Below are 25763 nucleotides of genomic sequence, written 5' to 3'. Positions count from 1 at the left end.
ATGCCCAGCGCTCGCCTGATGGTCGTCGGCGACCTCATCCTGGAGGAGCCGGAGCCCGGCGCCTGCTTCGCGCCGAGCGCCGGTCTGCTGCGCACCGCCGACCTGCTCGTCGGCAACGTCGAGGTGCCCCACACCACCCGGGGCGAGCCGCAGCGCACCGCGGTGCCCGCGTTGCCCGCGGCGCCCGCCCACCTCGCCGCGCTGCGGGACGCCGGATTCCACGTCGGCACGCTCGCCGCCAACCACGTCTACGACCTGGGCGAGGAGGGTGTGGCCGACACCCGCGACGGCCTGCTCGCGCACGGCGTCCGACCGGTCGGCGCGGGCGCCACCCTCGCCGAGGCGCGCGAGCCCGCTGTGCTGACCACGGCCGGGGTGCGGTGGGGTGTCCTCGCCTACAACTGCGTCGGCCCGGAGCTGTCCTGGGCGTCGCCGACCAAGGGCGGGTGCGCCCACATCCGCATGCTCACCGCCGACGGTCGCATCCACGACGTCCGCGTGGCCGGGCACGACGACGCCGCCGCCGCGGTCGCGGCGGCGGGTGCGGCGCGGCCGCACCCGGAGGACCTCGCCGCGCTGAGGACCGACGTGGAGGCCCTGCGGGACCGGGTCGACGTCCTCGTCGTCGCCTTCCACAAGGGGATGGTCCACACGCCGGCGGTGGTGCTCGAGTACGAGCGGACCGTCGCGCACGCGGCGATCGACGCGGGCGCCGACGTCGTCGTCGGCCACCACGCGCACATCCTGCGCGGGATCGAGGTCCACCGCGGACGGCCGATCTTCCACGGCCTCGGCAACTGGGTCACGGTCACGCGGGCGCTCGACGTCGCGGACAACGACGACCCCGGGCGGCTGGCCTGGTCCCGCCGCCGGCGGGAGCTCTTCGGCTTCGACCCGGACCCGGCGATGCCGACGTACCCGTTCCACCCGGAGAGCAGGCACACCATGATCGGCACGGTCGACCTCCACGAGGACGGATCCCTGCGGGCGGGGTTCGTGCCCTGCTGGATCGACGACGCGGCCCGGCCCGTCCCGTGCTCGCCCACCGGGGACGGGCGGGCCACGGCCGACTACGTGCGCGACATCAGCGCCCGCGCGGGCTTCTCCACCACCTTCACCCCCGACGAGTCAGAGGTCACCGTGCACCTCTGACCGCATGCACCGAGCACCGAGAGGAAGGCGATCGTGGGAGCGACGACGCTCGAAACACGCTACGGCGAAGCCCAGGCATGGCCTGCGGACCTCGGGGTCGACGCCTCGTGCGTCGTCTGCGTCGGGACGAACATTCCCATCGAGCTGATCACGGCGAGCGGGTTCCGGGCGGTGCCGCTCGTCGCCCGCCCGGTGGCCGCGACCCCGCGCGCCGACGACCTGCTCGAGTCCGGCTACGGCGCGGAGTTCCGGTCGGTGCTGGAGCAGCTGCTCAGCGGCGCGGCCGACTCCGCGGCGCTGGTGGTCTTCGACCGCAGGTTCCGCGATCTCTACTACTACCTGAAGGAGACGGTGCGCCTCGGTTGGACGCCGAGCCTCCCACCGCTGCACGTGTTCGACCTCCTCCTGTCGCGGTCGGTGGACTGCTCCGCCTACAACCGGGAGCAACTGCGCCTCCTGGCCGCGCAGCTCGAGCGCTCGGGCGGCGCCGCGGGCCCGGCTCGGCTCACGGGCGCGATCGAGGCGGCCAACGCGTGGCGGGCCTCCGTCCGCACGGTGCTGGCGCAGCGGCGCCGCGGGGCCGGGAGCGGCACGGCCGTGTTCCGGGCCCTCGGCGCCGCCCGCGTGCTGGACCGCGAGAGCCACCGGGTCCAGCTCGACGCGCTGCACACCGTGATGGCCGGTACGCCGGCCGCTGCGTCGTCGGGCCGTCCCAGGATCGCGCTGTTCGCCGCCGAGACGCTCTACCACGACCGGCTCCACACGGCCGTCGAGTCCGCGGGCACGGTCGTCGTCGACGAGGACAGCGAGTGGGGTTCCCGGCTGGCGGGTTCCGACGTCGATCCAGGCACCGATCCCGCCGCGGCGCTCCTGGCCAAGTACTGGGCGGACGCCACCGGGCGCGAGTTGCGCCCGTTCGATGCGCGGTCGGCGTTCCTGCGCTCGGTGGTGGACGACGCCGCAGCACCCGACCTCGTCGTCGTGCACGTCCCACCGAGCGACACCCGGTTCGGCTGGGACGTCCCCGCGATGGTGCGCATGTGCGACGCGGCGGGCGTCCCGGTGGCGATCGTGCGGTCCGACGTGCTCATCGACGACGGCCACGCCGAGGCCACCACGACCGTCGCCCGTGCGCTGGACCGGAGGGCCGCGGGATGACCACCACGACCGGCGGCGCGGTCGGGACACCGCGCGAAGACCTCGCCCAGCTCGACGTCACCCACTCGCTGCGGCGCCACCAGCGCGAGTGGTGGGCGCAGCTCAAGGCGCGGACCGGGGAGAACGGCGAGCCGTTCGTGCTGGCCGGCGCCAACATCCCGCACGAGATCTTCGAGGCGATGGACATCCCGTTCGTCACCGACGTCTGGTACTCCGGGCTGGTCGCGGCGAAGCGGCGGTCGGGGCACTACTCGCGCGTCCTCGACGACCACGGCTACCACCGCAGGCTGGACCGGTACGCGGGCCTGGTCCTCGGGGTCTACCTGGACGAGGACGAGGACCAGGAGAAGCCGTGGGGCGGGCTGCCCGACCCGGCGCTCGTGGTGACGATGCCCGACCACGGGGCCGCCGAGAACATCGCGGCCCGGACCGGCGCGACCTACCTCGGCCTGGAACGCCCGATCGCCACCCGGCCGGTGCCGGGCTGGTGGGAGCTGGGCCGCCACGCCTGGGAGGACCTCGAGGGCAGCGACCGCGTGGACGCCCTGCTCGCGCAGTTCCGCGAGCTGGTGGCGCACTGCGAGCGCATCACCGGCCGGAGGCTCGACGTCGACCGGCTCCGCAGCGTCGTCGCGCTCGCCAACCGGCAACAGGAGCTCTTCACCGAGGTGCGGACGCTGCTGAGCACCTCGCCCAAGCTCCCGGTCCGGCTCGGCGAGGTGATGTCCCAGGTGATGGGCATCCAATGGCACCGCGGCACCGAATGGGCCGTCCAGCAGGCCGAGCGGTTCCGCGACGAGGTCCGCGAGCGCGTCGAGCGGGAGCAGTGGGTCTGCCCGGACGAGCGGTACCGGCTGATGTACCTGGGGCTGGGGCTGTGGCAGCAGCTGGAGTTCTTCAGCAGGTTCGAGCGGTCGCACGGTGTGGTCTTCGCCCGGTCGAACTACCTGTCGATCGCGTGCGACGCCTACCCGCGCTACGGCGACCGCGACCCGCTGCGCACCCTCGCGGGGCGCTACGTCACGTTCAACGACTACCTGCACTACCCGCCGTGGGCTGGTGCGTGGGCCGAGTGGGAGAGCCGCACCCACCGGCTCCAGGGCGCGGTGCAGCTGGACAACGGCGGCCACGGGACGAGGTTCATCACGGCGGCGCTCGAGACCGCCGGCGTGCCCGTCCTGCAGCTCCCCACCGACGCGGTCGACTCCCGAGCGTGGGACGAGGACCGGCTGTCCGCCCTCGTCCTGCGGTTCATCGAGCAGCGATTGGCAGGCACCGGGACATGACGACACCACAATCCGTCGAGAAGGCCGTGGAGGGCGCTCCGGTGGGCTCCGCACCCGAGCACGTCGACGTGGAGCACGCGCGGCGGCGGCACCGGCCGGGGCACTGGGTGCTCGGCGCGGTCATCTTCGGCGCGGCGGCCTGGATCGCGCACTTCGCCATCACCAACGAGAACCTGGAGTGGCCCGTCGTCGGGCAGTACCTGTTCAGCGCACAGGTGCTCCAGGGCCTGCTGACGACCCTGGTCGTGTCGGTGGTCACCCAGTTGATCGGGATGGCCATCGGCACCGTCATGGCCCTGCTGCGCCTGAGCGCGTTCGCGCCGGCCCGCTGGACCGCCACCGCCTACGTCACGCTGTTCCGCAGCGTGCCCGTGCTGCTCCAGCTGGTCTTCTGGTTCAACCTGGCCTACCTGGTGCCGACGATGGGGATCGGGATCCCGCTCGGCCCCACCTTCTTCTCCGCGTCGACGAACGACGTGATCACCCCGCCGGCCGCCGCGGTGCTCGGCCTCTCGCTGGCCCACGGCGCGTACATGACCGAGATCGTCCGTGGCAGCCTCACCTCCGTCGGTGTCGGTCAGCGGGACGCCGCCCGCGCACTCGGCTACACGCCGGCACAGACCTTCCTGCGCGTCGTGCTGCCCCAGGCGGTGCGCGTCAGCATCCCGCCCACGGGGAGCCAGTTCATCATCGCCATCCACGGCTCGTCGCTCGTCAGCGTGATCGCCGTGTCCGACCTGCTGTTCTCGGTGCAGAACATCTACGAACGGACCTACCAGATCGTGCCGCTGCTGCTGGTCGCGGTGATCTGGTACCTGGTCGTGGTCCTCGTCCTGACCTTCTTCCAGCAGCGGCTCGAACGCCGCTTCTCCCGCGGGCACCTGCGGGACGCGGTCGCCCGTACGAAGTCCCGCCGACCGGAGGCAGCGTTGCGATGACACCGACCGAGACCCCCCGGACCGGGACCCCCGACGTCCCCGTCCGCGGCCGCAAGTCCCACCTGCCGGTCGTGCTCGACGTGCGGGGCGTGCGCAAGCAGTTCGGCGACTTCCGCGCATTGGACGGCGTCGACCTGCAGGTGCACGAGACCGAGGTGGTGGCCGTCATCGGACCGTCCGGCTCGGGGAAGTCCACCCTCGTCCGCTGCGTGAACCAGCTCGAACGGATCGACGGCGGCTCCATCCACCTCGACGGCGAGCTGCTCGGGTACGAGCACCAGAAGGGGCACCTGCGCGAGCTGAGCGAGGTCCGCATCGCCGAGCAGCGTCGGCGCACCGGGATGGTGTTCCAGTCCTTCAACCTGTTCCCGCACATGACGGTGCTGCGCAACGTCGTGCAGCCGCAGGTGCTCGCGCACGGCGCCGACCCCGGCGAGGCGGAGCGGCGTGCGCGCCACCTGCTGGACCGGGTGGGCCTGTCGAGCAAGGTCGACAACTACCCGATCACCCTGTCCGGCGGCGAGCAGCAGCGCGTGGCCATCGCGCGGGCGCTCGGACCCAACCCGCGCATCATGCTGTTCGACGAACCCACCAGCGCCCTCGATCCCGAGCTGATCGAGGAGGTCATGGCCGTGCTGCGGGACCTGGCCGCCGGCGGCCGCACGATGGTCGTCGTCACCCACGACCTCAACTTCGCGCACGGCGCGGCCGACTGGTGCCTGTTCATGGAGCGCGGACAGGTCGTCGAGCAGGGCGATCCGCGGACGATGTTCGCCGAACCGCGCACCACCCGCCTGCGGGCCTTCCTCGCCCGCACCTTCGGCCCGGAACGGGCGAGCGCATGACCGAGTGCACGACACCGACGAGTGGGAGGTCGACAAGGATGCCCGGACGTCACAGGGCGAGGGCGCTCGCGGCGCTGACCGGGCTGGTCGCAGCCACGGCGCTCACCGCGTGCGGCGGCGCGCCCGCCCCGGAGACCGACCCGGCCGTCAGCGCCGTCACCGCCGACCCCGCGCTGCACGACCGGCTGCCCGAGCGGATCAAGACCAGCGGGAAGATCGTCTTCGCGATCCAGCAGCACCCGCCCTACACCGTGCTCACCGGCGACCAGGGCAGCGGACCGAACGAGGACCTGCAGAACGCGATCGCCGCGAAGCTGGGCGTGGAGGCGGAGACCGCCGTCGTGGGCGGCGGCCTCGGGCCCGTGCTGACCGGCCTGTCCGCGAACCGGTACGACGCCGCGATGGGCCCGGTCGAGGTCACCGAGGAGCGCGGCGCACAGTACGACCTCGTCGGTTACCTGAAAGCCGGCCAGGGCTACGTCGTGGACAAGGCGAAGACACCCGGTTCGGACATCCTCGCGCTCTGCGGGCAGCCGGTCAGCTTCATCCAGGGCGGAACGATCGAGGGGTTCGTGGCCAACCTCGCCGAGTACTGCACCGCCAACGGGAAGCAGCCGGTCACCCCGCTCCCCCTCGCCGACACCAGCAAGGCGATCCTGGCCGTGAAATCCGGGCGCGCCGTGGCCGCCGGCATGGGGTCGGCGGCCGCGCAGTACACGGTCACGCAGGACGACTCGCTGAACATGATCCCGCAGTCGGTCGAGGCCGGCGGCAACTACCACAACTCGGCGATCGTGCTGCCGAAGGACAGCGGCCTCGCGCCGCTCGTGGTCGAGGCGCTGAAGGACCTGATGGACGACGGGACCTACAAGGACATCATCACGAAGTACGGCCTCGGCGACAGCATGGTCGACGAGCCGACGCTCAACCCCCCGCCGGAAGCGGAGGCCTAGCAGTACCGACGCGGCCGGGGTGCCCGCCGCGCGGGCACCCCGGCACCCGCTCAGCCGGCTCCGACCACGACGACGTCGCCGTCCCAGTCGAACGTGGTGGACAGGCCGGCCTCCTCGCCGATCTGCCGGATGTAGTCGACCACGGCGTCGCCGGCGCCGGGGCCGAGCGGCTCGGGGCGGAGGTGGTCGTCGATGTAGCAGGGAACGAACCCGGCGACAATGTTCCCGGAGCGGTCGAACCGACAATGCGCGATGGCGGTGTTCCGGCTCTCCGGGTGCCAGGGATAAGCGGGCATCGCGGGATCGAGGTCGAAGCCGAACAACTGCTTGCGCCGCCGCGCCCATTCCTGCGTCGCCGCGCTCGCCCCGCTCGTCCGATCGGCGAGCGTGCGGGACGCCGTCGCGAAATTGCCGAGACCGTGATAGATGGGTTTTCCGTGGTAGATCTCGATTCCGCGCATGATGTGCGCGTGGTGCCCCAGCACCACGTCCGCACCCGCGTCGATCGCGGCCCGCGAGACCTGCGGCTCGTACATCGCGATGTGGGCCCGCCAGTGGCCGACGCCCTTGTGCAGCGCCACGACCACGACGTCCACCTCCTCCCGCAGGGAGCGGATGTCGCTCTCCATCCGTTCCAGGCTGGGCGGCACGCACGCGGTGTACGCCGTGGGCGGCCCACCGGGGCTCGGGTGGTCCAGCTCGTAGTGCGACAGCACGTGCACGTACGCGCACCCGGCCTTCGTCGCGCTCGCCCAGGACTCCCGCGGCCCGACCGTGTTGTAGCTGAGCACGCCCACCCGCGCACCCCTGCGCTCCACGACAGCGGGCTGACGTGCGGCGTCGAGGTCGACGCCCGCGCCGCACGTGGAGATCCCGAGCGCACGCAGACCCTCGACCGTGTCGACGACGCCGGGCTCGCCCGCGTCGTAGGTGTGGTTGCCGGCGAGCGTGGCCACCGTCAGCCCCATCTCGACGAAAGCCGACAGGTGCGCGACCGGCGCGGGTGGCGTCGGGATGTTCACGAGCTGCTCGACGCCGCGATCGGTGTGCGGGATCTCGACCTGCCCGACCACCACGTCGGCGGCGTGCAGCGTGTCGCGGCACAGCGCGAACAACGCCGCCGGATCCGGTTCGCGGACGATGAGGTCACCGACCCCCATGATCGTCAAATTTTCGGGTTCATTCACGAACCCGACGCTAGACACGCCCCGCCGCACTCGTCAACAATTCTCTGAATCCCGCGAAAGACCTCGGAGGCCACCCTGACACCGCTCGAGAAACTACGATTCCACTACGCCAACCGGGACGTTTCCGCGCGCGCGTGGCGCGAATCCGGCGGCTCGGTCGTCGGCTATTTCTGCGACTCGGTCCCCGTTGAGCTGATCATGGCCGCCGGCCTCCTGCCGTACCGGATCAGCGGCGTCCCCGACCGCGCCACCGACCTCGTGGCCGAGCACGTCACGACCATCCGCCCGCCCTTCACGCGGCGAGCGGCCACCATCGGCTTCGTCGAGACGGCGCTCGACGCCGTCCTCGGCGGCGCGCTCGACTTCGTCGACCACCTCGTCGTCCCGCACACGCGCAAGATGGTCCAGGCCGCGTACCGGCAGCTGCTCCTCGCGCAGGAGGCGCGCCCCGACCTCCGACTGCCCTCCGTGCACTACCTCGACAAGGCCTACATCCCCTCCCCCGCGGCGTCCCGGTTCAACCGGGCCGCCCTCGAGGGCCTCGCGGACGCAGTGGCCTCGTGGTCGGGCACACCGCTCACGACCCACGCGCTGGAGCGCGCCGTGGACGTGATGAACACCAGCAGGGCCCTGCTGGCACGGGTCGCCGCGCTGCGCAAGGCGAACCCGCCCCGGATCACCGGCCCGGACGCGCTGGCCGTGTTCGGCTCCGCGGCCGTCATGCCCAGGGAGGCCCACAACGACCTGCTCGCGGCGTTCCTGGAAGACACCCCACCGCCCGTGGCGCCCACCGACCCCGTGCGCATCCACCTCGCCGGCAGCCCCCAGGACCACCCGGCGGTGTACCGGGCCATCGAGACGTGCGGGGCCGTCGTCGTGGGCGACGACCACTGCTGGGGCGACCGCTGCGCGTGGTGGCCGGTGCGTTCGGGCGGCGCTCCGCTCGACGGCATCGCCGCCCGCTACGACGCCATGCCCGCCTGCTCGGTGGAGTTCCCCCTCGCCCGCACGGTCGAGCGCTGCGTCGACGCCGCGGTCGGATCCCGCCCGGACGGTGTGATCTTCTTCGACCTCGACGGCGACGAGGCCCAGCTGTGGGAGACGCCGGACGAGATCGCGGCCCTGCGCGCGGCCGGGATCCCGACCCTGCACCTGCCCCGCCAGCCCTACACCGCCCACCTGCCCGAGGACGTGACCGCCCAGATCGCGGCGTTCGTGACCTCCCTGCACACCGCGGGGGTCCGGTGACGAGCGTTCCGGACCGGCTCCCCGCGGTCCGGCGGATCCGGGAGCACCAACGCAGGTGGCTCGACGACGTGCGCGCCGGAGCGAGCCGGGGGCACCCGTTCCTGGTGTGCACGAGCGACGAGGCCGAGGAGATGGCGAACGCGCTGGGCATCGCCGTCCTCGTGATCAACTACTGGAACTTCGTGATCAGCGCGGGTGGTCGGGCCCCGGCCCTGACCGAGGCGCTGCACCGTCGCGGCTACGCCGGACCCCACTTCTTCGGCCTCGGGCTCGCCGCCGGCCTGGAGCCCGAGCACGCACCGTGGGGCGGGCTGCCGACGCCGACCCTCGTCGTCGGCAGCACCCGCAACGAGTCGGAGCTGAGGGTCACCGAGCTGTGGGCCCGCGCGCTCGGGTGCGACTGCTACCCCCTCGACTTCAACTTCTCCTCGCCGGAGCGGCGGATACCGCCGGACAACTGGTGGGAGCTCATCCGCGACCACGGCGAGGACCTCGTCGACCCCGGCCGGCTCGAGCTGCGCCTCGACCAGAACCGCCGCTTCCTCGCCGAGCTCGAGGCCCGCACCGGCCGCGCGCTCACCCCCGGCGCGCTCGCGCACACGATGGACCTGGTCAACCAGCAGATGGACGTCATGACCCGGGCCGCCGACCTCGTCGCCGCAGCCCCGCGCTGCCCGGTCTCCCTGCGCGACCAGGTCGCCGCGTACCAGGCGACGTGGCACCGCGGAACCTCAACAGGACTGGCCCTCGCCCGCGACTACCTCGCCGACGTCGAGGCGCGGGTGGCCGACGGCGTCGGCGCGTACCCGCGGGAGCGACGGCGGCTGCTGTTCTGGAGCATGACGGGCGAGCCGCGGTTCCACGCGCACCTCCGGGAGGCCCACGACGCCGTGCTCGTCGGGAGCCCGTACGCGGCTATGCCGGCCACCTACGCACGCACCGTCCACGGCGACCCGCTGCGCACGCTGACGGCCCGCCAGCTGTTCCTGTTCGACATGCGGAGCACGAGCTGGATGATCGCCCAGGCCCGCCGCCACCGCGTCGACGGCGTCATCGCCGTGGAGCGCCCGTCCCCGCACCCGTCCCGGTTCGCCGAGGCCTGCCGGGCGGAGGGGCTCCCCTACCTCGCCCTGCCCCACGAGAGCGACGACGAGGCGAATCGAACCGCGCTCGCCAGGTTCGTCGCGCGGTTGTGAGCCCCGGCTGGTCAGATCTGCCGCCGTTCCGCGTCCGCGTCAGCGCTCCGGGAGGTCGACCCCGGTCTCGACGGGTCCGACCGTCATCGTGGCGAGGAAGTCGCGGAACGCCTGGTCGGTCCGGGCGGTGTCACCGGTGGCGTCGAGGTCCATGATGAGGCCGCGGATCACGGCGAGGACCAGGGTCGCGAGGCCGGGCCGCCCGATGCTGCGCAGGCCGTGTTCCAGCGGCGCGAGCCAGTCGGTGGTGGCCTCGCGCCGGAAGCCGGGCCACAGCTGCTGCTCCGCGCTCTCCCGCAGCTGCCCGAACATCCGCAGGTAGGGCCGACCCCGCGGTCCGGTCATCTCGGTCCAGGCGCGGTACAACGTGGCGGGGTAGGGCTCGTCCGACCGCGCCTGCAGGAGGTCGCTGAACATCTCGAGCTGCCGCCGGCGGGCCTGGCCGAGGACGGCGCGCAGCAACCCGTCCCGAGTGCCGAAGTGGTAGATCAACATGCGGGCCGACGTCCCGGCGGCGGCTGCCAGCGGCTCGAGCCGGTCCGGGAGGCCGTGGGCGAGGGCGTGGTCGGTGCACGCCTCGAGGAGCCGCTGCCTGATCTGCGGCTGCTTGTGCCGTCCCACCCGGTCAGATTTTCACGTAATAGCCGTTACGTCTAGCGTTGGTGACACGCACCGGCGGCGGAAGGGGCGATGGGATGAGGGTTGTGTTCGTGCACGGGGCCTGCGTGCGGGACGGGTCGTGGTGGTGGCACCGCACAGCGGACCTGCTGCAGGACCGCGGGGTGCCGAGCACCGCTGCGGCCCTGCCCAGCTGCGGTGAGGCGGGCGTGCCGGCAGGCGCAGGCGGTCCCGGGCTGCCCGAGGACGTCGCCGCCGTCCGGCAGGTGCTGCAGGACGGCGACGAACCGACCGTCGTGGTCGCCCACAGCTACGGCGGCATCGTCACCGCGGAAGCCGCCGCGGGCGTCGCGTCGGTGCGCCACCTGCTGCTGATCTCGAGCTACCTCCCCGAGGTCGGGCAGAGCCTGTCCGACTTCGGCGACGGCAACCCCGCACCGTTCCTCGACGTCGACCCGGACACCGGCACGTTCGGGGTCCGCCCCGAGCTGCTCGTCGACACGTTCCTGCAGGACTGCGACCCCGACGTGCAGGCGCAGGCGTCGCAGCACCTCTCCCGGCAGAGCGTGCACGTGACCGCACAGCCGGTCGGCGCATCGGCCTGGCAGCAGGTGCCCTCGACCTACCTCGTCTGCGCCCGGGACGAGGGCACCCCACCCCGGCTGCAGCGCGAGTTCGGCCGCAAGGCCGGAAACGTCGTCGAACTCGACGCCGGCCACCACCCGTTCCTCTCCCAGCCGGCGGCGGTCCGCGACCTGCTGCTCAGCCTGTGACGTCGCCGCCACAGGCCCAATGCCAGCATGGTGGCTCTACTGGCACATTCCGCCAGTAAAGCCACCATGCTGGCCCGCGATCGCCTCGACCGTCCGCAACGCCGCGTCCGCGGGGACGCCGAGCGGGGCGACGCGCAGCTGCACGCTGCTCACCCCCGCGTCGCGGAGGCGTTCCAGCCCGGCCCGCACGGCGTCGGGGCCGCCGACCAGGACCGGTTCCGGGTCCCCCGCCTCCCGGCCGATGTCCCACGCGGCCCGGTCGCGGTAGTAGGCGCGGACCCGGTCGAGGTGCCGGTCGACCCGCCCGCCGTCCGCGTCGACGACGCAGATCCGGTTCACCGCGACCTCGCCCGTGCCACCTGCGGCCCGGTACGCCGCGGCCTGTGCCATCACCAGCCGGTCCGAGTAGTTCGTCGCGCCGTACCAGCCCTCACCGAGCTCGAGCGCCCGCCGGACCGCCGCCGGACCGCGCCCGCCGACCAGCACCGGTGGGCCGCCCGGTCGGTGCGGACCCGGAACGACCTCGGGGCGCCGCCAGAGCTCGCGCAGCCGGGCCAGCAGCTCGTCCAGCATCCTGCCGCCCGGCAGGTCCGGGCCGCCGAACCGCCCGCGCAGCACGTCGCCGCCCAACCCGATCCCGAGCGTGAGCCTGCCGTCGCTGAGCTGGTCGAGCAACGCGGCCTCCACGGCCAGCCGATCCGGGTGCTGCGCACGGGCGAGCAGCACCCCGGTCCCGAGCCCGAGCGTGGTGCGGGCCGCCAGGTGCGCGAGCACCATCAGCGGCGACGGCAGGTGGAACGCCTCCGGTCGCGGGTGGTAGCTCTCACCGAGCCACACCGAGTCGAACCCGGCCGCCTCGGCGGCCCGCAGCAACGGCTGCGCCGCCTGGATCTGCGTGGCGACCGGTCCCGCTGCCCCGTCGCTGCCCAGGTCCAGGGCCAACCCGACGCGCATCACTTGATCGCGATCGCGTTGCTCGGCGAGCCGGCGCCGCCGGTCAGGTTGAGCGGGGACGCGGTGAGCAGGAACTCGTAGCGCGCGTCCGCGGCGCAGTCGGCCGCCAGCTCGTCGAGTGCCCACAGCTCGCCCATCGCCATGCCGAGCAGGGCGATCAGCGGGCGGTGGATCATCCCGTTGTGGTCGGGGCCGCGTTCCGGCTTCGGGAGCCCGTCGACGACGAAATCGGAGTCCTGCGCGGGGAACCGTTCGACGCCGGTGTTGTCGGCCGCGACCATCGCGACCCGGTGGTCCCACAACCATCGCACCACCGCCTCGGTCTGGGCGAGCCCGGGCGTGGAGCGGGCGGAGTTGAGCGCTGCGCGCTCCTGCTCCGTCAGCGCCAGGTAGCGCCCGGCCCAGCCGGTGCGGATCAGCAGCAGGTCCCCCTCCTCGACCCGGACGCCCTGGGCGTCGGCGACGGCGCCGAGGAGGTCGGCGTCGAACGCCGTCGGGTCGTTGAGCTGCAGCGGCCTGCCCTGCGCGGCGAGGTACCGGTCGACGTCGAGCAGCACGCCGCGGCCCACGATTCCCGTCTGCGCGTAGTTCTGGATGCCCAGGGTGTCGCCGTCGTCGGTGATCTCCTCCTTCGCCCGGCCGCCGTAGAAGCCGTGCTCGGGGTGCCCGACGTGGCGCAGGGAGTCGATCTGGGACGACGACTGCATGTAGAACGAGTCCACCCAGTCGTCGCGGTGCCACGGGTTGTTCGCGAAGGTGTGGTGCCGCGCGGGGTGGCGGGTGCCGGAGGGGTAGGGGTCGAAGGCGTTCACCGGGAAGTCCAGGTTGAACCGCGTCCCGGTGCGGACCAGCCCGGCGGCGCGCACCACGCGCTCCGGGGTGAGGAAGTTGAGTGTTCCCAGCTGGTCGTCGGCGCCCCACAGACCCCACGCCGAGCCCGCGGGGGCATCGGTACGAGCGAGCAGCTCGTCGTACGTCGGGATCATCACGGCACCTTCCCTCCTGCGCGTTCCGCTGCGAGTGCTGCCGCGTCGTCGGTGTCTGCGGCCAGCATGTCCTTGCCCCTGGTCTCGGGGAGGAAGTACGCGGCGGCGAATGCGGCCAGGCTGAGCACCGACATGAAGGCCGCCAGCAGCCACGGCCGTCCACCCGCCGCGGTGATCAGGCCCAGGGCCGTGACGGGGGCGATCGAGGCGAGGAGTGCGGTGCTGAGCTCACGCGACAGCGCCACACCGGTGTAGCGGTGCCGCGGCTCGAAGAGCTCGGCCAGGAACGCGGCCTGCGCACCGGTCAGCGCCTGGGTGAACGGCGCCATGATCAGCACGTGGGCGGCCCAGAAGGAGACGTCGGTGCCTGCCAGGATCAACATGAAGTACGGGAAGCTCCCGACGGCCCCGAGGGCAGTCATGATCATGTAGATCGGACGGCGCCCGAACCGGTCCGACAGCCGCCCGGCCACCGGCACCAGGCAGAACGCGGCGATCGCGCCCAGCAGCGAGCCGAGCAGGACACCGGTGCGGCTCACCCCCTGCTCGACCCCGAACGTGAGCGAGTACGTGGAGCTGACGTGGGCGTTGAAGGCGATCGGCGCGGTGAGCAGGATCGCGAGGAGCAGGGTCCTCGGCGACTTCCGGAAGATCGCGACGAACGGGATGCTGTGCGCTTCCTTGCGTTGCTTCAGGTCCTTGAACACCGGCGACTCGGCCAGCCGCAACCGCAGGACCAGGCCGATGATGATCAGCACGAAGCTGACCAGGAAGGGCAGCCGCCAGCCCCAGCTGTAGAGCTGCTCGTCGGGCAGCTGGAACACCGTCAGGCCGACGATCGTGGCCAGGATGATGCCGCCGTACACGCCGGTGCCGGGCAACGACGCCCAGTACCCGCGCCGATTCGCCGGGGCGAACTCCGCGACCATCACGAACGAGCCGGCGAACTCCGCGCCCGAGCCGAGGCCCTGCAGCAGGCGGAGCGCGACCAGCAGGGTCGGCGCGAGGATCCCGACCGACTCGTAGGTCGGCAGCACGCCGATCAGCGTGCTGCACAGGCCCATCATGATCAGAGTGAGGCTCAGGGCCGTCTTGCGGCCGAGCTTGTCGCCGATGTGGCCGAACACGATCGCACCCACCGGCCGGGCGATGTACCCGGCGCCGAAGGTCGCGAGCGCGGCCAGCGTGCCCGCGGAACCGGAGAACGAGGGGAAGAAGATCGTCGCGAAGATCAGCGACGCCGCCTGCGCGTAGACGAACATGTCGTACCACTCGAGGACGGTGCCGACGACGGTCGCGGGGATCAGGGTCCGACGCTGCTGGTTCCACGACGACGTCGTCGAGGAGGCGCTCATGGAGTTGCTCCAGTCTGCTCGAGGAAGGGCTAGGAGGAGGCCGCGGACGCGCGGCGGACGGCGGCGACGGTGTCGACCGCGGCGGCGGCCAGCATCGACGTGTCGTTGGAGCAGACGACGAAGGTGTCGCCCGCGTCGAGGGCCGCGCGCGCCGCCGAGGCGGATGCGGCGGCGGAACCGACCGGCGCGCCCGCGTCCCGGGCGGCGGCGCGCACTGCGGCCAGCAGGTCGGCCACGTCGCTGGTGCCGACGTCCATCGCCAGGTCGGCGGCGCCCAGGAACACCGCGTCGACGCCCGGCACGGCGGCGATCCGACCGGCCTCCCGGACGGCGCGGCCGCTCTCGAGCTGCGGGATGCAGAGCACCTCGTCGTTGCCGTGCCGCACGTACTCCGCCCGGGACAGCCGGCCCCACCGGCCCGCGGGGCCGGTCGAACCCGCACCGCGGGTGCCGTGCGGCGGGAACCGGCACGCGCGGGCCACGGCGCCGGCCTGCTCCGCGGTGTCCACGTGCGGCACGAGGACACCCGCGGCGCCCGCGTCGAGCACCCGCTGGATCGTCGACGCGGTGTGGTCGGGCACCCGCACCAACGGCAGCATCCCGGACGCGCGGGCCAGCGAGATCATCGTCTGGGTGGTCCCGAGGTCGAGCAGGGTGTGCTCGAGGTCGACCACCACGAAGTCGAAGCCCGCGTAGGCCATGATCTCGACGGTGGTCGGGGAGCTCAGCTTCACCCACGTCCCGAGCGCCGGCGCCCGCAGCACGTCGCTCACGGCGCGGGGTACTCGTCGGCGTTGATCACCCAGCCGGGCTTGGCCGAGAAGTCGCGCCGCGGCGGGGCGAAGATGTCGAGCAGCTGGTTCTGCCCGGAGCCCACCGCCTCGCTGGTGTGCACCGTCGGGGGCGGGATCACCGCGACCGACGGGCTGGGGAGCGTCTCGTGGACGTCCTCGCGCCAGCGGGAGCGGGCCGTCGTCCACGGCGTGCGGATGTGGTGGGTGAACTCGCCGCGCACCGCGAGCGAGACCTGCTCGAAGTCGTCGTGGTGGTGGGGCGAGAGCTTCTCGGGGTCACGCGGGCCCTGGTGCGGGTAGAGGAAGTTGACCATGAACGAACGGGTTCGGAAGATCCGGCCGAAGCGGTCCGGGCTGCGCTCGATCCCGCCGACCGGGTAGACCCGCAGCCGGTCGCCGTCCACCGGGGCGGGCCAGCGGTCCTCGATCGCCACCCGCGGGTGCGGCTCGGCGTACGACGCGGCGTTGACGGCGCGCTCCGCCACGCCCGGGGCGTCCGGCCGGAACAGCCGCACCAGGTGCGTGGCGGCCTCCGCCACGACCTCGCTCTCCCCTGGCGGCACGACCATCACGCCCTGGCCGGAGAGCTCCACCTCCGCCCCGCCGGCACGCGCGCGGGCGGCGGACGTCTCGTGCGGCAGCACCACCACGTACTCGTCGGGGTCGCCGGTGCGACGGAGGACCTCGCCCGCCACCGCGTCGGTGTAGGCGAGCACGACGTTCTGCGCCCGCACGATCCAGGTGCGCGAGCCGAGGTCGCTCACCTCGGTGGGCTCGGTGGCCGTGAAGTCCGCGAACTCCGGGGCGGCGATGCCCTCGTCCCCCACCGGCCGTTCGGCGGTGGCGAGCTGGGAGCGCGGATCGGTGGACGCGTAGGCCATCAGTTCTCCAACCCGAGCAGGAAGGCGGGGTTGTCCCGGGTCATGCGCTGCAGGTCCTTCTCCTCGACGCCGAGGTCGAGCAGGATCTCGCCGACCCGCAGGAACGCGTCGACGGGCAGCTCCCGGTTCGCCTGCCCGAGGTCGGACGCCAGCACCGTGTGCTCGGGGCCGATCGCGTCGATCCAGTCCTTGAGGATCTTCGGGTCCCACTTCTTGGTGCCCTCGGGGTCGTACATGGACACCTCGTGCTCCACGTACGACCCGAGCTCCACGAGCCGGCGCGCCTGCTCCGGTTGCGCCCCGATCACGAAGTTCGGGTGGCTGACGATCAGCCGGCGGACGCCGCGCGCCTTCGCCTCGGTGAAGACTTCCTCGATGCTGTCCGGGTCCATGTGCCCGCCGGAGAGCAGCGCACCGCTCTCGGCGACGAGACCGAGGACGTCGTGCAGCTCGTCGAGCAGGGTGCCGTCCTCCTTGCGGATGGACACCTCCACGTTGCGCAGCTCGACCGTGGCGGTGGGGAACCCGGTGCCCTCGGGGTGGCAGTCGATGTGCCTGCCCGAGGAGAAGGTCGGCAGCCAGACCGCCTTGCCGCCCATGCGCAGCGACATCTCGACGGCGAACGGGTTCACGCCGCCGACCTGGTTGTTCATCGCGATCCCGCCGAAGGCGCGGCAGCTCAACCCGTCGAGCTGGTCCTTCATCGACAGGAGGTCCATCACCGTGTTGTGGTGGTGCGACTTGCACAGGATGCCCCGCATCCCGAGACGCTCGCCCGCATCGCGGGCGGCCTCGGCGTGGGTGAAGCGGCGAGGGAACGGGCTCGGCCCGGAGTGCACGTGGAGGTCGACCGACCCCCAGAGGATGTCGCTGATCGCCGTCATCGGCAGGCTCCTCACTCTGCGGCATTGCAGAGAAGGTTGTATCGCTCATCGAACGCGATGACCACGATGCGACGCCCAGATCACAGGAAGCGGGGCCTGATCGAGCTCGGTCGCCCTCATCGTGGACAATATGCGCGCTGCGTGACCGTGATGCGGAACAGTGAGCACGACGAGGACGGGAGCGACATGACCGAGGCGATCGAGACCGGTGGCACCGACATCCAGGTGGTCGCCCGCTGTGCCCAGGTGGTCCGGATGTTCTCCTCCGAGCACCGCACCGTGCGGGTGGCGCAGGTGGCCTCCGAACTCGGGGTCGGGCGCACCACCGCCCACCGGTACCTGGCGTCGCTCGCGAACGCCGGCTTCCTCGAGCGGGACGGCACCGGCTACGGCCTGGGCCCCCTTCTCGCGCACGTGGGGACGTTGGCGCTCAACGGGTTCGGGGTGGTCGAGATCGCCGACCCCTACCTGCGCGACCTGGCGGACGTGGCGGAGGAGACCGCCGTCCTCAGCGTGTGGGCCGGACGCAGCCCGGTGGTCGTGCGCTGCCACGAACCCGAGAACCGGGTGCTCAACATCTCGATCCGGGTCGGTCGCACCCTGAACCTCGACGCCGCACAGGCGGCCGTCTTCCTCGCCCACCGGACCGACCGCGTCGACGCGCTCCTCGACCAGCTCGACGAGCCCCAGGCCGACCGCATCCGCCGGCGGATCGACGACGCGCGGCGGACGGGCGTGGCCGTCAGCGACACGATCAACGTCGGTGTGCGCGTCATCGCGGCGCCGGTCCTCGACCGTGAGGGCGTGATCGTGGCCACCGTGGCGATCATCGGCACCGTGCACACGCTGTCCCCCGACCTGGACTCCGGCAAGGTCCTCGCGCTCCGCGACACCGCCGCCCGGCTCTCCTCGGCGCTGGGCTTCGCCCCCTGACGCGACGCGGGCGCTCGGGTGCCGCCCGCGGACGGACAGGCGTCCGGGCTACGGAAGGCGAGGGAGAAGGACGTCGTGAACGACGCCACGACCAGGTTGTTGATCGAAGTGAGCGCGATGAAGAGGCGGTCGTCCGTGACGCATCGAGCACCCCCACGTCGATACGGCCCTCGGCGGGCAGCGAGCCAGGGGAACCGCGCGGCGGTCAGGGCAGTCGTTGGGAGACCGCGGCAGCAGCGCGGCGGACCTCGACGCTGAGCAACTCCAGCTCCTGGCTCTTCAGATCCTCCGCGAGCGCCGAGACCTGCACCGCCGCGGCGTAGTGCCCGTCGGAACGGAGCACCGGCGCGGCCACGGAAGCCATACCGAGCACCCGTTCGCTGTAGGCGACCCCGAACCCCTGCTGCCGGATTTTGGCGAGCTCGGCCATGAAGGCCTTCCGTGTGATGCGTCGGCCGTCGGCGGCCACGATCGGACCGGTCTGGTCCAGGAGCTGCTTGATCTCGTCCCGGGCCATGTCCGCGGTGAGGACCTTGCCGGCCCCCAGCTGCAGCGGTAGACGCTCCCCGATGGGAAGTTCGTACCGCAGCGGCCGAGTTCCCTCGACCCGGGCGATCACCGCCCGGGACCAGCCGGTGCGGACGAAGATGGACGTGGTCAGGCCCGTACTGCTCGCCAGTTCCTGCAGGACCGGGTGCGCCGACTGGGCCAGCGCACTCGTGGCGAGGTAAGAGTGTGCGCCGAACAACATGGCCACACCGGTCCGGTATGTCATGCCGTCGTGCTCGACGCGTTCGCGCCGCTCCAACACCGCGAGGATCCGCTGGGTCGTCGCCACGTGCAGGCCTGCCCGGCGAGCGATCTCACTCAGCCGGAGCGGGGCACGCGCATTCTCGAGAACTTCGAGTACGTCGATGGCACGCTCCAGAGATCGCATCGTCGAGAGCCCCTCCGATGGCACAACTTCCTCCTCGGGGGTAGATAGCCGGGGCCGATGTGACGGGTAACGATTGCACGTACGGGTATCGCCGCCTGGGCTGCCGTCTGTCTCGTCACCGCTCAGCCGGCCTCGGGTCACGACACCCTGCCGCGGTCAGCCACTTCCCGCCGTCGCCCTGTCGCCGTTCCGTCGCACGGCGAGCGCCTCGGGATTGACGACATCGGTCAGCTCATGCCCGTCGAGGATGTTGAGCACGTTGTGCGCCGCACCCCAACCCGACCGCTGTCGTGCCTCACGGGTCACTCCGCCGAGGTGCGGGGTGATGTACACGTTGCTCAGGCGCCGCAGCGGACTGTCGGTCGGCAGCGGTTCGACCTCGGTGACGTCGAGCGCGGCGCCGGCAATCGCACCATTGGTCAGCGCGCGGTAGAGCGCTGCCTCGTCCACGATGACCCCTCGTGAGGTGTTGATCAAGTAAGCGGTCGGTTTCATCATCGCCAGCTTGGCTTCGTCGATCCAGTGTCGGGTGCTGCTGTCGAGGAACATGTGCAGGCTCACGTAGTCGGACTCGCCGAGCAGCTCCTCGGTTCCCACGTACCGCACACCGTGCCGCGCCGCGTACTCCGGGTCCTCGGCGCGGTCGTGGGCGAGGATCGTCATCCCGAAGCTGCGCGCCAGTGCGGCGACCGCCTTCCCGATGGCGCCCAGCCCGACGAGCCCGAGGGTCGCCCCGCGCAGCTCACGTCCCTCCAGCCGCTGCCATGAACCGGCGCGGACGTCGTCGATGTTGGTCGGGATGCGTCGCGCGCAGAGGAGCAGCAGGGCGATCGTGAGTTCGGAAACCGCGGTCCGGTTGATCCCCGGCATGTTGCACACCGCGATGCCCCGTTCAGTCGCTGCTGCGACGTCGACGGAGTCGTAACCGACGCCGGGGCGGGCGATCACCCGCAGCCTCGGTGCGGCATCCATGACGGCCGCGGAGATCCGGTCACTGGCGATGATCGCGGCGTCCACGTCGTGGAACAGCTCGACGAGCTCCTCGTGAGTTCGGGGCCCCTGGTACGCGCGGTGGACCGTCTCGCACCCGTGCTCCCGCAGCCACTGGTCCACCGGATCGCCCGGGACGAGGAACTGGGGAGTGATGAGCACGCGCTTGTGAGTCACTTCGGGCTCCCTGACGACGTCGAGGTCCCCGCGCAGGCGACACCTGCATCTTCGGGCGACCTACCACAAACTTCTCATTGTATGAGAGATCTTCTCAACGAACGTATCGTCCATCGGCGGAGCAGCAACGTCAAGTGGACGTCGCCGCGCCTCCCGAAGGCATGCACTTGACATCACTCAGCCATCGCCCGATAGTTGCGCGGCAGGAGTGATTCGAGAAGTCTTCTCACTCTATGAGAAGACAGTCGATCGTGCGACGTCCCGGCGCCCCACAGAGCCCCCAGACGGTTCCTCGTACGGGCCGGGGAGATGCCAGTGACCGAAAGTCAGGTGAGTCAGGTGGCCAGGCCGACAACCCCGCCCCCCGAGGCGGGCGACCTCACTCAGGACGGCGCACGCACCCAGCCCCGGGAGTTGGCAGCGGCGGTGGCGGTGCCGGTGTTGCTGCTGCTCTTGTCGGTTTGCGTCGTCATCGCGTCGGCCGAGCTCGGCTACTGGACGCCGATAGGGCCGGGGCCGGGCTTCTTGCCCCTTTGGCTGGCAGTACTGCTGGGCGCGATGTCAGCCGTCTGGCTGGCTCAGCGTCTCCGGGCGCGGCCGGCGCCCCCCGAACCGGCCGAGGTGGCCGGCATCTCCGAGGACCGAGCCGTGGAGCCCCACGACGAGCCGCTACGGCTCAAGCAGGTGTTCCTGGTGCTGGGCAGCCTGACCGCGGTCACAGCCCTGCTGGAAGTCCTCGGGTTCCAGCTCGCCATGCTCCTGTTCCTGCTCTTCCAGCTGAAGGTGCTGGCCCGCCGTGGCTGGGTGCTGACCCTCACCCTCTCGGCGCTGGGCAGCTTCGGCGTCTACACCGTGTTCGCCGGACTGCTGTCCGTGCACCTGCCCACATCCTCGATCCCGCTGCTCCGGTCGATGGGGTTCTGAGGGACAGCCGTGGACACGTTCTCCGACCTGCTCGCCGGTTTCGCTGCGGCCCTCACCCCGCAGAACCTGGTGCTCGCCCTGATCGGGTGCGTCATCGGAACCCTTCTCGGGCTGCTGCCCGGCATCGGCTCCACCGCGGGCATAGCCATCCTGATCCCGCTGACGTTCACGCTCGACACCGCCTCAGCGATCATCATGCTCGCGGCGATCTTCTACGGCACCGCCTACGGCGGCACGATCACCAGCGTTCTGCTCAACATCCCGGGTGAGGGCGAATCGGCCATCACGTGCATCGACGGCTACGAGATGACCAAGAAGGGGCGCGCAGGCGTTGCTCTCACCATCGCGGGGGTCGGTTCGTTCATCGGCGGCACCATCGCGACGATCGGCCTGGTACTCGCCGCCGAACCGCTGGCCGACCTCGGCCTGCGCATCGGGCCTCCGGAGTTCTTCTCCCTGGTCATCGTCGGCATCGCCCTGCTCGTCGGCCTGATAGGTGAGTCGGTCGTCACCGGCCTGATCTCCGCCTCGGTCGGCATGCTCATCGCGATGGTCGGCATCGACCCGATCGCCGGCCTGCCCCGGTTCACGTTCGGTAGCGCGCACCTCTTCGACGGCGTCAGCTTCGTGCCGGTCCTGGTGGGTGTGTTCGGGCTGGGCGAGCTGCTCGCCAACGCCGGCGGCACCGCCCGGCGCCCCTCGGCACCGACGCTGCGCGAGCTGCTCCCGACCAGGACGGACCTGCGCCGGGCCGCTCCCGCGATCGGGCGGGGGACGGGCATCGGGTTCCTCATCGGCCTCGTCCCCGGCGTCACGAACGCGATCTCCTCGCTTCTGGCCTACAGCAGCGAACGCAAGATCAGCCGCTATCGATCCGAGTTGGGAAGCGGCGCCGTCGAGGGGGTTGCCGCGCCGGAGACGGCGAACAACGCTCACGCCAACGCGGCGCTGGTCCCGCTGTTCACACTGGGAATCCCTACCTCACCGGCCATCGCCGTCCTGATGGGGGCGTTCCTCATGAACGGCCTGACACCCGGTCCCCGGCTCTTCGTGGAAGAACCCCTCCTGGTCTGGACGGTCATCGCCAGCCTCTTCATCGGCAACGCGATCCTGCTGCTGCTCAACGTCCCGCTGGTCGGGCTGTGGACCAGGCTCCTCGCCATCCCCTACCCGGTGCTCTCCGCACTGATCCTCGTATTCATCATCATCGGCTCGTACGCCATCAACAACAGCATTATCGACGTCTACCTGATGCTCTTCTTCGGCGTCGTCGGGCTGGTATTTCGGCGGCTCAACGTGCCCCTGGCCCCACTGGTTCTCACACTGATCCTCGGCCCGCTCATCGAATCAGCTCTGAGGCAGTCGCTGCAGATCTCCCGCGGTGACTTCTCCATCTTCCTCACCCGGCCGATCTCGTTGACACTGCTGATCGTCGCCGCCGTCATCGTCGTCAGTTCTGTCCTCGGCTCGCGCCTGAAACCGCAGGGCAAGGCCGACCTACCCACCGACGCAACAGTATGAGCGGTTCCCGTTCTCGCCCTACACCCACAACGCCCAGCGATCGAAGGAGATCCCCATGCGTCGGCTCACAGTCTTCAGCGCCGCGCTGGCACTCGCGGCCGTCACGGCCGGCTGCGCCGACACGAGTGAAGGGGGCGGCGCCACGACGCCCGGTGACCCGGCCGACTGCTTCTCGCAGAGGCCCATCGAACTCGTCGTCGGCTACGACGCCGGCGGCAGCACCGACGTCGGTGCCCGCATGATGGCCACGGCACTGGAGAGCAAGCTCGACGCCACCATCAACGTGGTGAACCGCCCGGGCGCCGGCGGCCAGGTCGGGCTCACCGCCCTCGCCAACGCCCAGCCCGACGGGCAGACGATGGGCACGGTCAACTTCCCCTCCGCCATCGTCTCCGTGCTCGACGAGAGCCGCCAGGCGGCCTACGACCGCAACAGCTTCGCACCGATCGGCCTGCAGGTCATCGACCCCAGCGCGGTCGCGGTCCGACCCGACAGCCCGATCCGGACGCCGACCGACCTCGTCGAGGCCGCACTCGCCGCACCCGGCCGGCTCCAGGCGACGACGACCGGTCCGGCGAGCAACGAGCACTTCGTCCTGCTCGAGCTGGAGCGGGTGACCGGCGCAACGATCTCCCCCGTTCACTTCTCCGAAGGCGGCGCACCGGCAACGACCGCCTTCCTGGGCGGGAACGTCGACCTCCTCCTGGCCAACGTCAGCGACCTCACCCCGATGGCCGCCAACGGTGAGGTCCGCGTCATCGGCGTTTTCGGCGACGAGCGCAGCCCGTTCCTGCCCGACGTGCCCACCTTCGCCGAAGAGGGTCACGACGTCGAGGTCGCCTCGTCGCGCGGCTACGCGTTCCCGGCTGGGACCCCACAGGAGTGCGTCACCGCCATGTCCGAGGCCATGGGTGAGGTCATGAGCGACCAGGAGTTCATCCGCAAGATGCAGGACCTCGGGCTGGCGCCCAGCCACAAGGACGCCGAGGCGTACGCACAGTACTGGACCGAGAGCACCGAGGTGTTCGAGACGCTGCTCCCGCTCGTTCGCGCAGAACGCTGACCCTCCCATTCCACGGAGCACACATGACGACACCCAGCGCCCCCGAACCCGACGTGGACTTCCCCCGGGTCGACCCCGCCCTGCTCGATCGGTTTTCTGCCCTGCCGGCAGCGAACATCGGCGACGCGATGCTGCGAATGGGGTGCGTAGACTCCCGAATCCGTGCGGTGTGGTCCGGCGCCACCGTCCACGGCAGCGCCTTCACCGTGTGGACCCGCGAAGGCGACAACCTATTCATCCACAAGGCCCTCGAGCTCGCCCGCCCGGGCGACGTCATCGTCGTCAATGGATGCGGCGACGAGTCTCGTGCGCTGATCGGCGAGCTGATCGGCGGCCGGGCCAAGGCCAAAGGCCTCGCGGGATTCGTCATCGACGGCGCCATCCGCGACGCGAGCGGCTTGGCCGAGTACGGGATGCCGGTCTTCGCCCGCGCCGTCACCCCGGCCGGGCCGTACAAGAACGGACCCGGCATCCTCGCCGAGCCGGTCGCCATCGGCGGGGTTGTCGTCCGCCCCGGCGACGTCATCGTCGGCGACGCCGATGGTGTCGTGGTCGTCCCGCTCGATCGCGCGGCCGCCATCGCCGAGCAGGCCGAGGCGAAGCGGGACAGCGAGGACGCCAGCCGCGCGGCCATCGAAGAAGCCCTGCGGCAGCGAAATGGAGCGACGGCGGCCCGGCGAGTGCCTTCGTGAGCCGGACTCGCGGCGCGACCGCTCCCGCAACCCAGCCGGCGGGCGACAGTCGGGCCACGGCCGCGCGGTTCCCCGCGGAGCTGCTCCGGGAGCAGATCGTCCGGATCTTCGCCGCGTGGGGCATGCCCCGTGACCTGGCCGAGACGACTGCCGGCGTGATGGTCGACACCGATCTCGCCGGTGTCGAATCGCACGGCATCCAGATGCTGTCGTCCTACGAGGCGCTGCTCCGCGACGGGCACCTGCAACCCGCGGCCCGCCCCGAGGTCGTCCGGGAGACCTCGATCTCCGCTCTCATCGACGGGCGGGGCGGCCTCGGTCACCCCGCCGCGCTGCTGGGTATGCGCCGTGCGGTCGACAAGGCCCGAGAAGCGGGGGCGGGATTCGTGGCCGTGCGCAACTCCCACCACTTCGGCGCCGCAGGCCACTACGCGGCGATCGCCGCCCAGCGGGGCATGATCGGCCTGGTCACCACCACGACCCGCAAGACCGTCATGGTGCCCACCCGCGGGGCGCGGCCCCGCTTGGGCACCAACCCCCTCGCTTTCGCCGCACCTACCGGGCCCGACCGGCCTCCATTCCTGCTCGACATGTCGACGACCACAGCCGCCGTCAACAAGCTCAAGGTCCACGAACTCGATGATCGCCCCTTGCCCCCGGGCTGGGTCATAGATCGCGATGGGCGAGAGCTCACCGACCCTGCAACCGCCCTACGCCAGCTCGATCACGGGCTGGGCGGTCTCACTCCTCTGGGGGGCGAACCGGAGCAGGCGGGCCACAAGGGTTACGGCCTCGCAATGCTCGTTCAGATCCTCGCCGGGACACTCACCGGATCGTCGTTCGGGCCGCTGCGAGACCCAGCCGACGGCCGAGCCGACATCGGCCACTTCTTCATGGCGTTGGACCCCGGGCTCTTCCGGGACCGGGACGACTTCAGGCGCGACCTCGACGGGGTCATCGACATCTTGCACGAAACGCCGCCGACCAACCCCGACTTGCCAGTTCTCGTGGCCGGCGATCCGGAAGCGAACAGTCGCGCAGAACGGGTTCGCACCGGAGTCCCGATTCCACAGAACTTGATCAACAGGCTGCGAGGGGTGTGCGAACGCAGTGGCGTCCCGCTGCTCCTCGAGTCTTCAGCAGCGTCGCCCGGCACCGAGAAGGACACCGGGCCGGTCAGCACCCCGCCGACACCTCGTGACGTGCGGTAGCCGACGTATTGGCAGACCGCCTGCGTCGAGCTCAGGCTGACGCCGTCATCCCGTCGGTTGCGGGGCGACTGTCCGGTGGGCCACGCGCACGGCGGTGTTCGGTGGGC

The 25763-nt window shown here is 71.4% G+C and carries 25 protein-coding genes; 15 read left to right on the top strand and 10 right to left on the bottom strand.

The genetic code is table 11. The features are described from left to right. The 6 genes from ACFPL3_RS14890 to ACFPL3_RS14865 all read left to right on the top strand — a co-directional run bounded on the left by ACFPL3_RS14890 (position 1) and on the right by ACFPL3_RS14865 (position 6332). Positions 1-1152: a CapA family protein gene (locus ACFPL3_RS14890; protein ID WP_343941764.1), complete on the top strand. Its 1152-nt coding sequence runs from the start codon at positions 1-3 to the stop codon at positions 1150-1152. Between the two features lie 33 nt (positions 1153-1185). Then, positions 1186-2310, top strand: a complete 1125-nt coding sequence (locus ACFPL3_RS14885) for a 2-hydroxyacyl-CoA dehydratase family protein (RefSeq protein WP_343941765.1) — start codon at positions 1186-1188, stop codon at positions 2308-2310. Beyond that, positions 2307-3596: a 2-hydroxyacyl-CoA dehydratase family protein gene (locus tag ACFPL3_RS14880; protein WP_343941766.1), complete on the top strand. Its 1290-nt coding sequence runs from the start codon at positions 2307-2309 to the stop codon at positions 3594-3596. Before ACFPL3_RS14885 ends, ACFPL3_RS14880 begins: the two co-directional genes overlap by 4 nt. Further along, entirely contained in the window at positions 3593-4534 is a 942-nt protein-coding gene (locus ACFPL3_RS14875; protein ID WP_343941767.1) for an amino acid ABC transporter permease, read from the top strand. The genes ACFPL3_RS14880 and ACFPL3_RS14875 overlap by 4 nt, the downstream gene beginning before the upstream one ends. A 62-nt stretch (positions 4535-4596) precedes the next feature. Next, positions 4597-5379, top strand: coding sequence for an amino acid ABC transporter ATP-binding protein (locus tag ACFPL3_RS14870; protein WP_379589203.1), 783 nt, complete (start codon positions 4597-4599; stop codon positions 5377-5379). Positions 5380-5417: 38 nt separating this feature from the next. After that, positions 5418-6332, top strand: a complete 915-nt coding sequence (locus ACFPL3_RS14865; RefSeq protein ID WP_343941769.1) for a transporter substrate-binding domain-containing protein — start codon at positions 5418-5420, stop codon at positions 6330-6332. 50 nt (positions 6333-6382) lie between these two features. On the opposite strand, the gene ACFPL3_RS14860 is transcribed toward ACFPL3_RS14865, so the two are convergent. After that, entirely contained in the window at positions 6383-7519 is a 1137-nt protein-coding gene (locus ACFPL3_RS14860; RefSeq protein ID WP_343941770.1) for a CapA family protein, read from the bottom strand. Between the two features lie 48 nt (positions 7520-7567). Here ACFPL3_RS14860 and ACFPL3_RS14855 point away from each other — a divergent pair, with 48 nt between their 5' ends. Continuing rightward, entirely contained in the window at positions 7568-8767 is a 1200-nt protein-coding gene (locus ACFPL3_RS14855) for a 2-hydroxyacyl-CoA dehydratase subunit D (RefSeq protein WP_379589202.1), read from the top strand. Next, positions 8764-9963 (top strand): 2-hydroxyacyl-CoA dehydratase family protein, encoded by a 1200-nt coding sequence (locus ACFPL3_RS14850; RefSeq protein ID WP_343941771.1) that lies wholly within the window; start codon positions 8764-8766, stop codon positions 9961-9963. The genes ACFPL3_RS14855 and ACFPL3_RS14850 overlap by 4 nt, the downstream gene beginning before the upstream one ends. A 39-nt stretch (positions 9964-10002) precedes the next feature. On the opposite strand, the gene ACFPL3_RS14845 is transcribed toward ACFPL3_RS14850, so the two are convergent. Next, on the bottom strand, positions 10003-10584 hold the full coding sequence (locus ACFPL3_RS14845) for a TetR/AcrR family transcriptional regulator (protein WP_343941772.1): 582 nt from the start codon (positions 10582-10584) through the stop codon (positions 10003-10005). A gap of 74 nt (positions 10585-10658) precedes the next feature. Here ACFPL3_RS14845 and ACFPL3_RS14840 point away from each other — a divergent pair, with 74 nt between their 5' ends. Beyond that, positions 10659-11354, top strand: coding sequence for an alpha/beta hydrolase (locus ACFPL3_RS14840; RefSeq protein ID WP_343941773.1), 696 nt, complete (start codon positions 10659-10661; stop codon positions 11352-11354). A 36-nt stretch (positions 11355-11390) separates the two neighbouring features. On the opposite strand, the gene ACFPL3_RS14835 is transcribed toward ACFPL3_RS14840, so the two are convergent. Genes ACFPL3_RS14835 through ACFPL3_RS14810 form a run of 6 tightly spaced genes read right to left on the bottom strand, consistent with a single transcriptional unit; the run spans position 11391 to position 17208 of the window. After that, on the bottom strand, positions 11391-12308 hold the full coding sequence (locus tag ACFPL3_RS14835; RefSeq protein WP_343941774.1) for an LLM class flavin-dependent oxidoreductase: 918 nt from the start codon (positions 12306-12308) through the stop codon (positions 11391-11393). Beyond that, a complete protein-coding gene (locus tag ACFPL3_RS14830) occupies positions 12308-13294 on the bottom strand; it encodes a cyclase family protein (protein ID WP_343941775.1) in 987 nt (328 codons plus the stop codon). Before ACFPL3_RS14830 ends, ACFPL3_RS14835 begins: the two co-directional genes overlap by 1 nt. Further along, positions 13294-14649 carry an MFS transporter gene (locus ACFPL3_RS14825; RefSeq protein ID WP_343941776.1) on the bottom strand — a complete coding sequence of 452 codons (1356 nt, stop codon included), beginning with the start codon at positions 14647-14649 and terminating at the stop codon, positions 13294-13296. Before ACFPL3_RS14825 ends, ACFPL3_RS14830 begins: the two co-directional genes overlap by 1 nt. 29 nt (positions 14650-14678) lie before the next feature. Then, the gene (locus ACFPL3_RS14820) at positions 14679-15422 is read right to left on the bottom strand and encodes an HpcH/HpaI aldolase family protein (RefSeq protein ID WP_343941777.1); all 744 of its coding nucleotides are present in this window, start codon (positions 15420-15422) and stop codon (positions 14679-14681) included. After that, positions 15419-16324, bottom strand: a complete 906-nt coding sequence (locus tag ACFPL3_RS14815; RefSeq protein ID WP_343941778.1) for a cupin domain-containing protein — start codon at positions 16322-16324, stop codon at positions 15419-15421. The genes ACFPL3_RS14820 and ACFPL3_RS14815 overlap by 4 nt, the downstream gene beginning before the upstream one ends. Then, positions 16324-17208 (bottom strand): DUF6282 family protein, encoded by an 885-nt coding sequence (locus ACFPL3_RS14810; protein ID WP_343941779.1) that lies wholly within the window; start codon positions 17206-17208, stop codon positions 16324-16326. Before ACFPL3_RS14810 ends, ACFPL3_RS14815 begins: the two co-directional genes overlap by 1 nt. Before the next feature lie 150 nt (positions 17209-17358). Here ACFPL3_RS14810 and ACFPL3_RS14805 point away from each other — a divergent pair, with 150 nt between their 5' ends. Further along, complete coding sequence (locus tag ACFPL3_RS14805) at positions 17359-18141, top strand: IclR family transcriptional regulator (RefSeq protein ID WP_343941875.1); 783 nt, start codon at positions 17359-17361, stop codon at positions 18139-18141. Positions 18142-18346: 205 nt separating this feature from the next. Here ACFPL3_RS14805 and ACFPL3_RS14800 read toward each other — a convergent pair whose 3' ends face one another. Beyond that, complete coding sequence (locus tag ACFPL3_RS14800) at positions 18347-19078, bottom strand: IclR family transcriptional regulator (protein ID WP_343941876.1); 732 nt, start codon at positions 19076-19078, stop codon at positions 18347-18349. A gap of 156 nt (positions 19079-19234) precedes the next feature. Then, complete coding sequence (locus tag ACFPL3_RS14795; protein ID WP_379589199.1) at positions 19235-20191, bottom strand: phosphoglycerate dehydrogenase; 957 nt, start codon at positions 20189-20191, stop codon at positions 19235-19237. A gap of 369 nt (positions 20192-20560) precedes the next feature. Between ACFPL3_RS14795 and ACFPL3_RS14790 the strand changes: the two genes are divergently transcribed. The 5 genes from ACFPL3_RS14790 to ACFPL3_RS14770 all read left to right on the top strand — a co-directional run bounded on the left by ACFPL3_RS14790 (position 20561) and on the right by ACFPL3_RS14770 (position 25656). Then, positions 20561-21169 (top strand): tripartite tricarboxylate transporter TctB family protein, encoded by a 609-nt coding sequence (locus ACFPL3_RS14790; protein WP_343941781.1) that lies wholly within the window; start codon positions 20561-20563, stop codon positions 21167-21169. A 69-nt stretch (positions 21170-21238) separates the two neighbouring features. Then, positions 21239-22690 (top strand): tripartite tricarboxylate transporter permease, encoded by a 1452-nt coding sequence (locus ACFPL3_RS14785; protein WP_343941782.1) that lies wholly within the window; start codon positions 21239-21241, stop codon positions 22688-22690. 55 nt (positions 22691-22745) lie between these two features. Continuing rightward, positions 22746-23753 carry a tripartite tricarboxylate transporter substrate binding protein gene (locus ACFPL3_RS14780; RefSeq protein WP_343941783.1) on the top strand — a complete coding sequence of 336 codons (1008 nt, stop codon included), beginning with the start codon at positions 22746-22748 and terminating at the stop codon, positions 23751-23753. A 23-nt stretch (positions 23754-23776) separates the two neighbouring features. Beyond that, positions 23777-24445, top strand: a complete 669-nt coding sequence (locus ACFPL3_RS14775) for an RraA family protein (protein ID WP_343941784.1) — start codon at positions 23777-23779, stop codon at positions 24443-24445. Beyond that, on the top strand, positions 24442-25656 hold the full coding sequence (locus tag ACFPL3_RS14770; RefSeq protein WP_343941785.1) for an Ldh family oxidoreductase: 1215 nt from the start codon (positions 24442-24444) through the stop codon (positions 25654-25656). Before ACFPL3_RS14775 ends, ACFPL3_RS14770 begins: the two co-directional genes overlap by 4 nt. Positions 25657-25763 lie beyond the last annotated feature (107 nt).

It is taken from the genome of Pseudonocardia zijingensis, assembly GCF_042657305.1.
GTDB lineage: Bacteria > Actinomycetota > Actinomycetes > Mycobacteriales > Pseudonocardiaceae > Pseudonocardia > Pseudonocardia zijingensis.
This window is presented reverse-complemented; position numbering and strand designations above follow the sequence as displayed.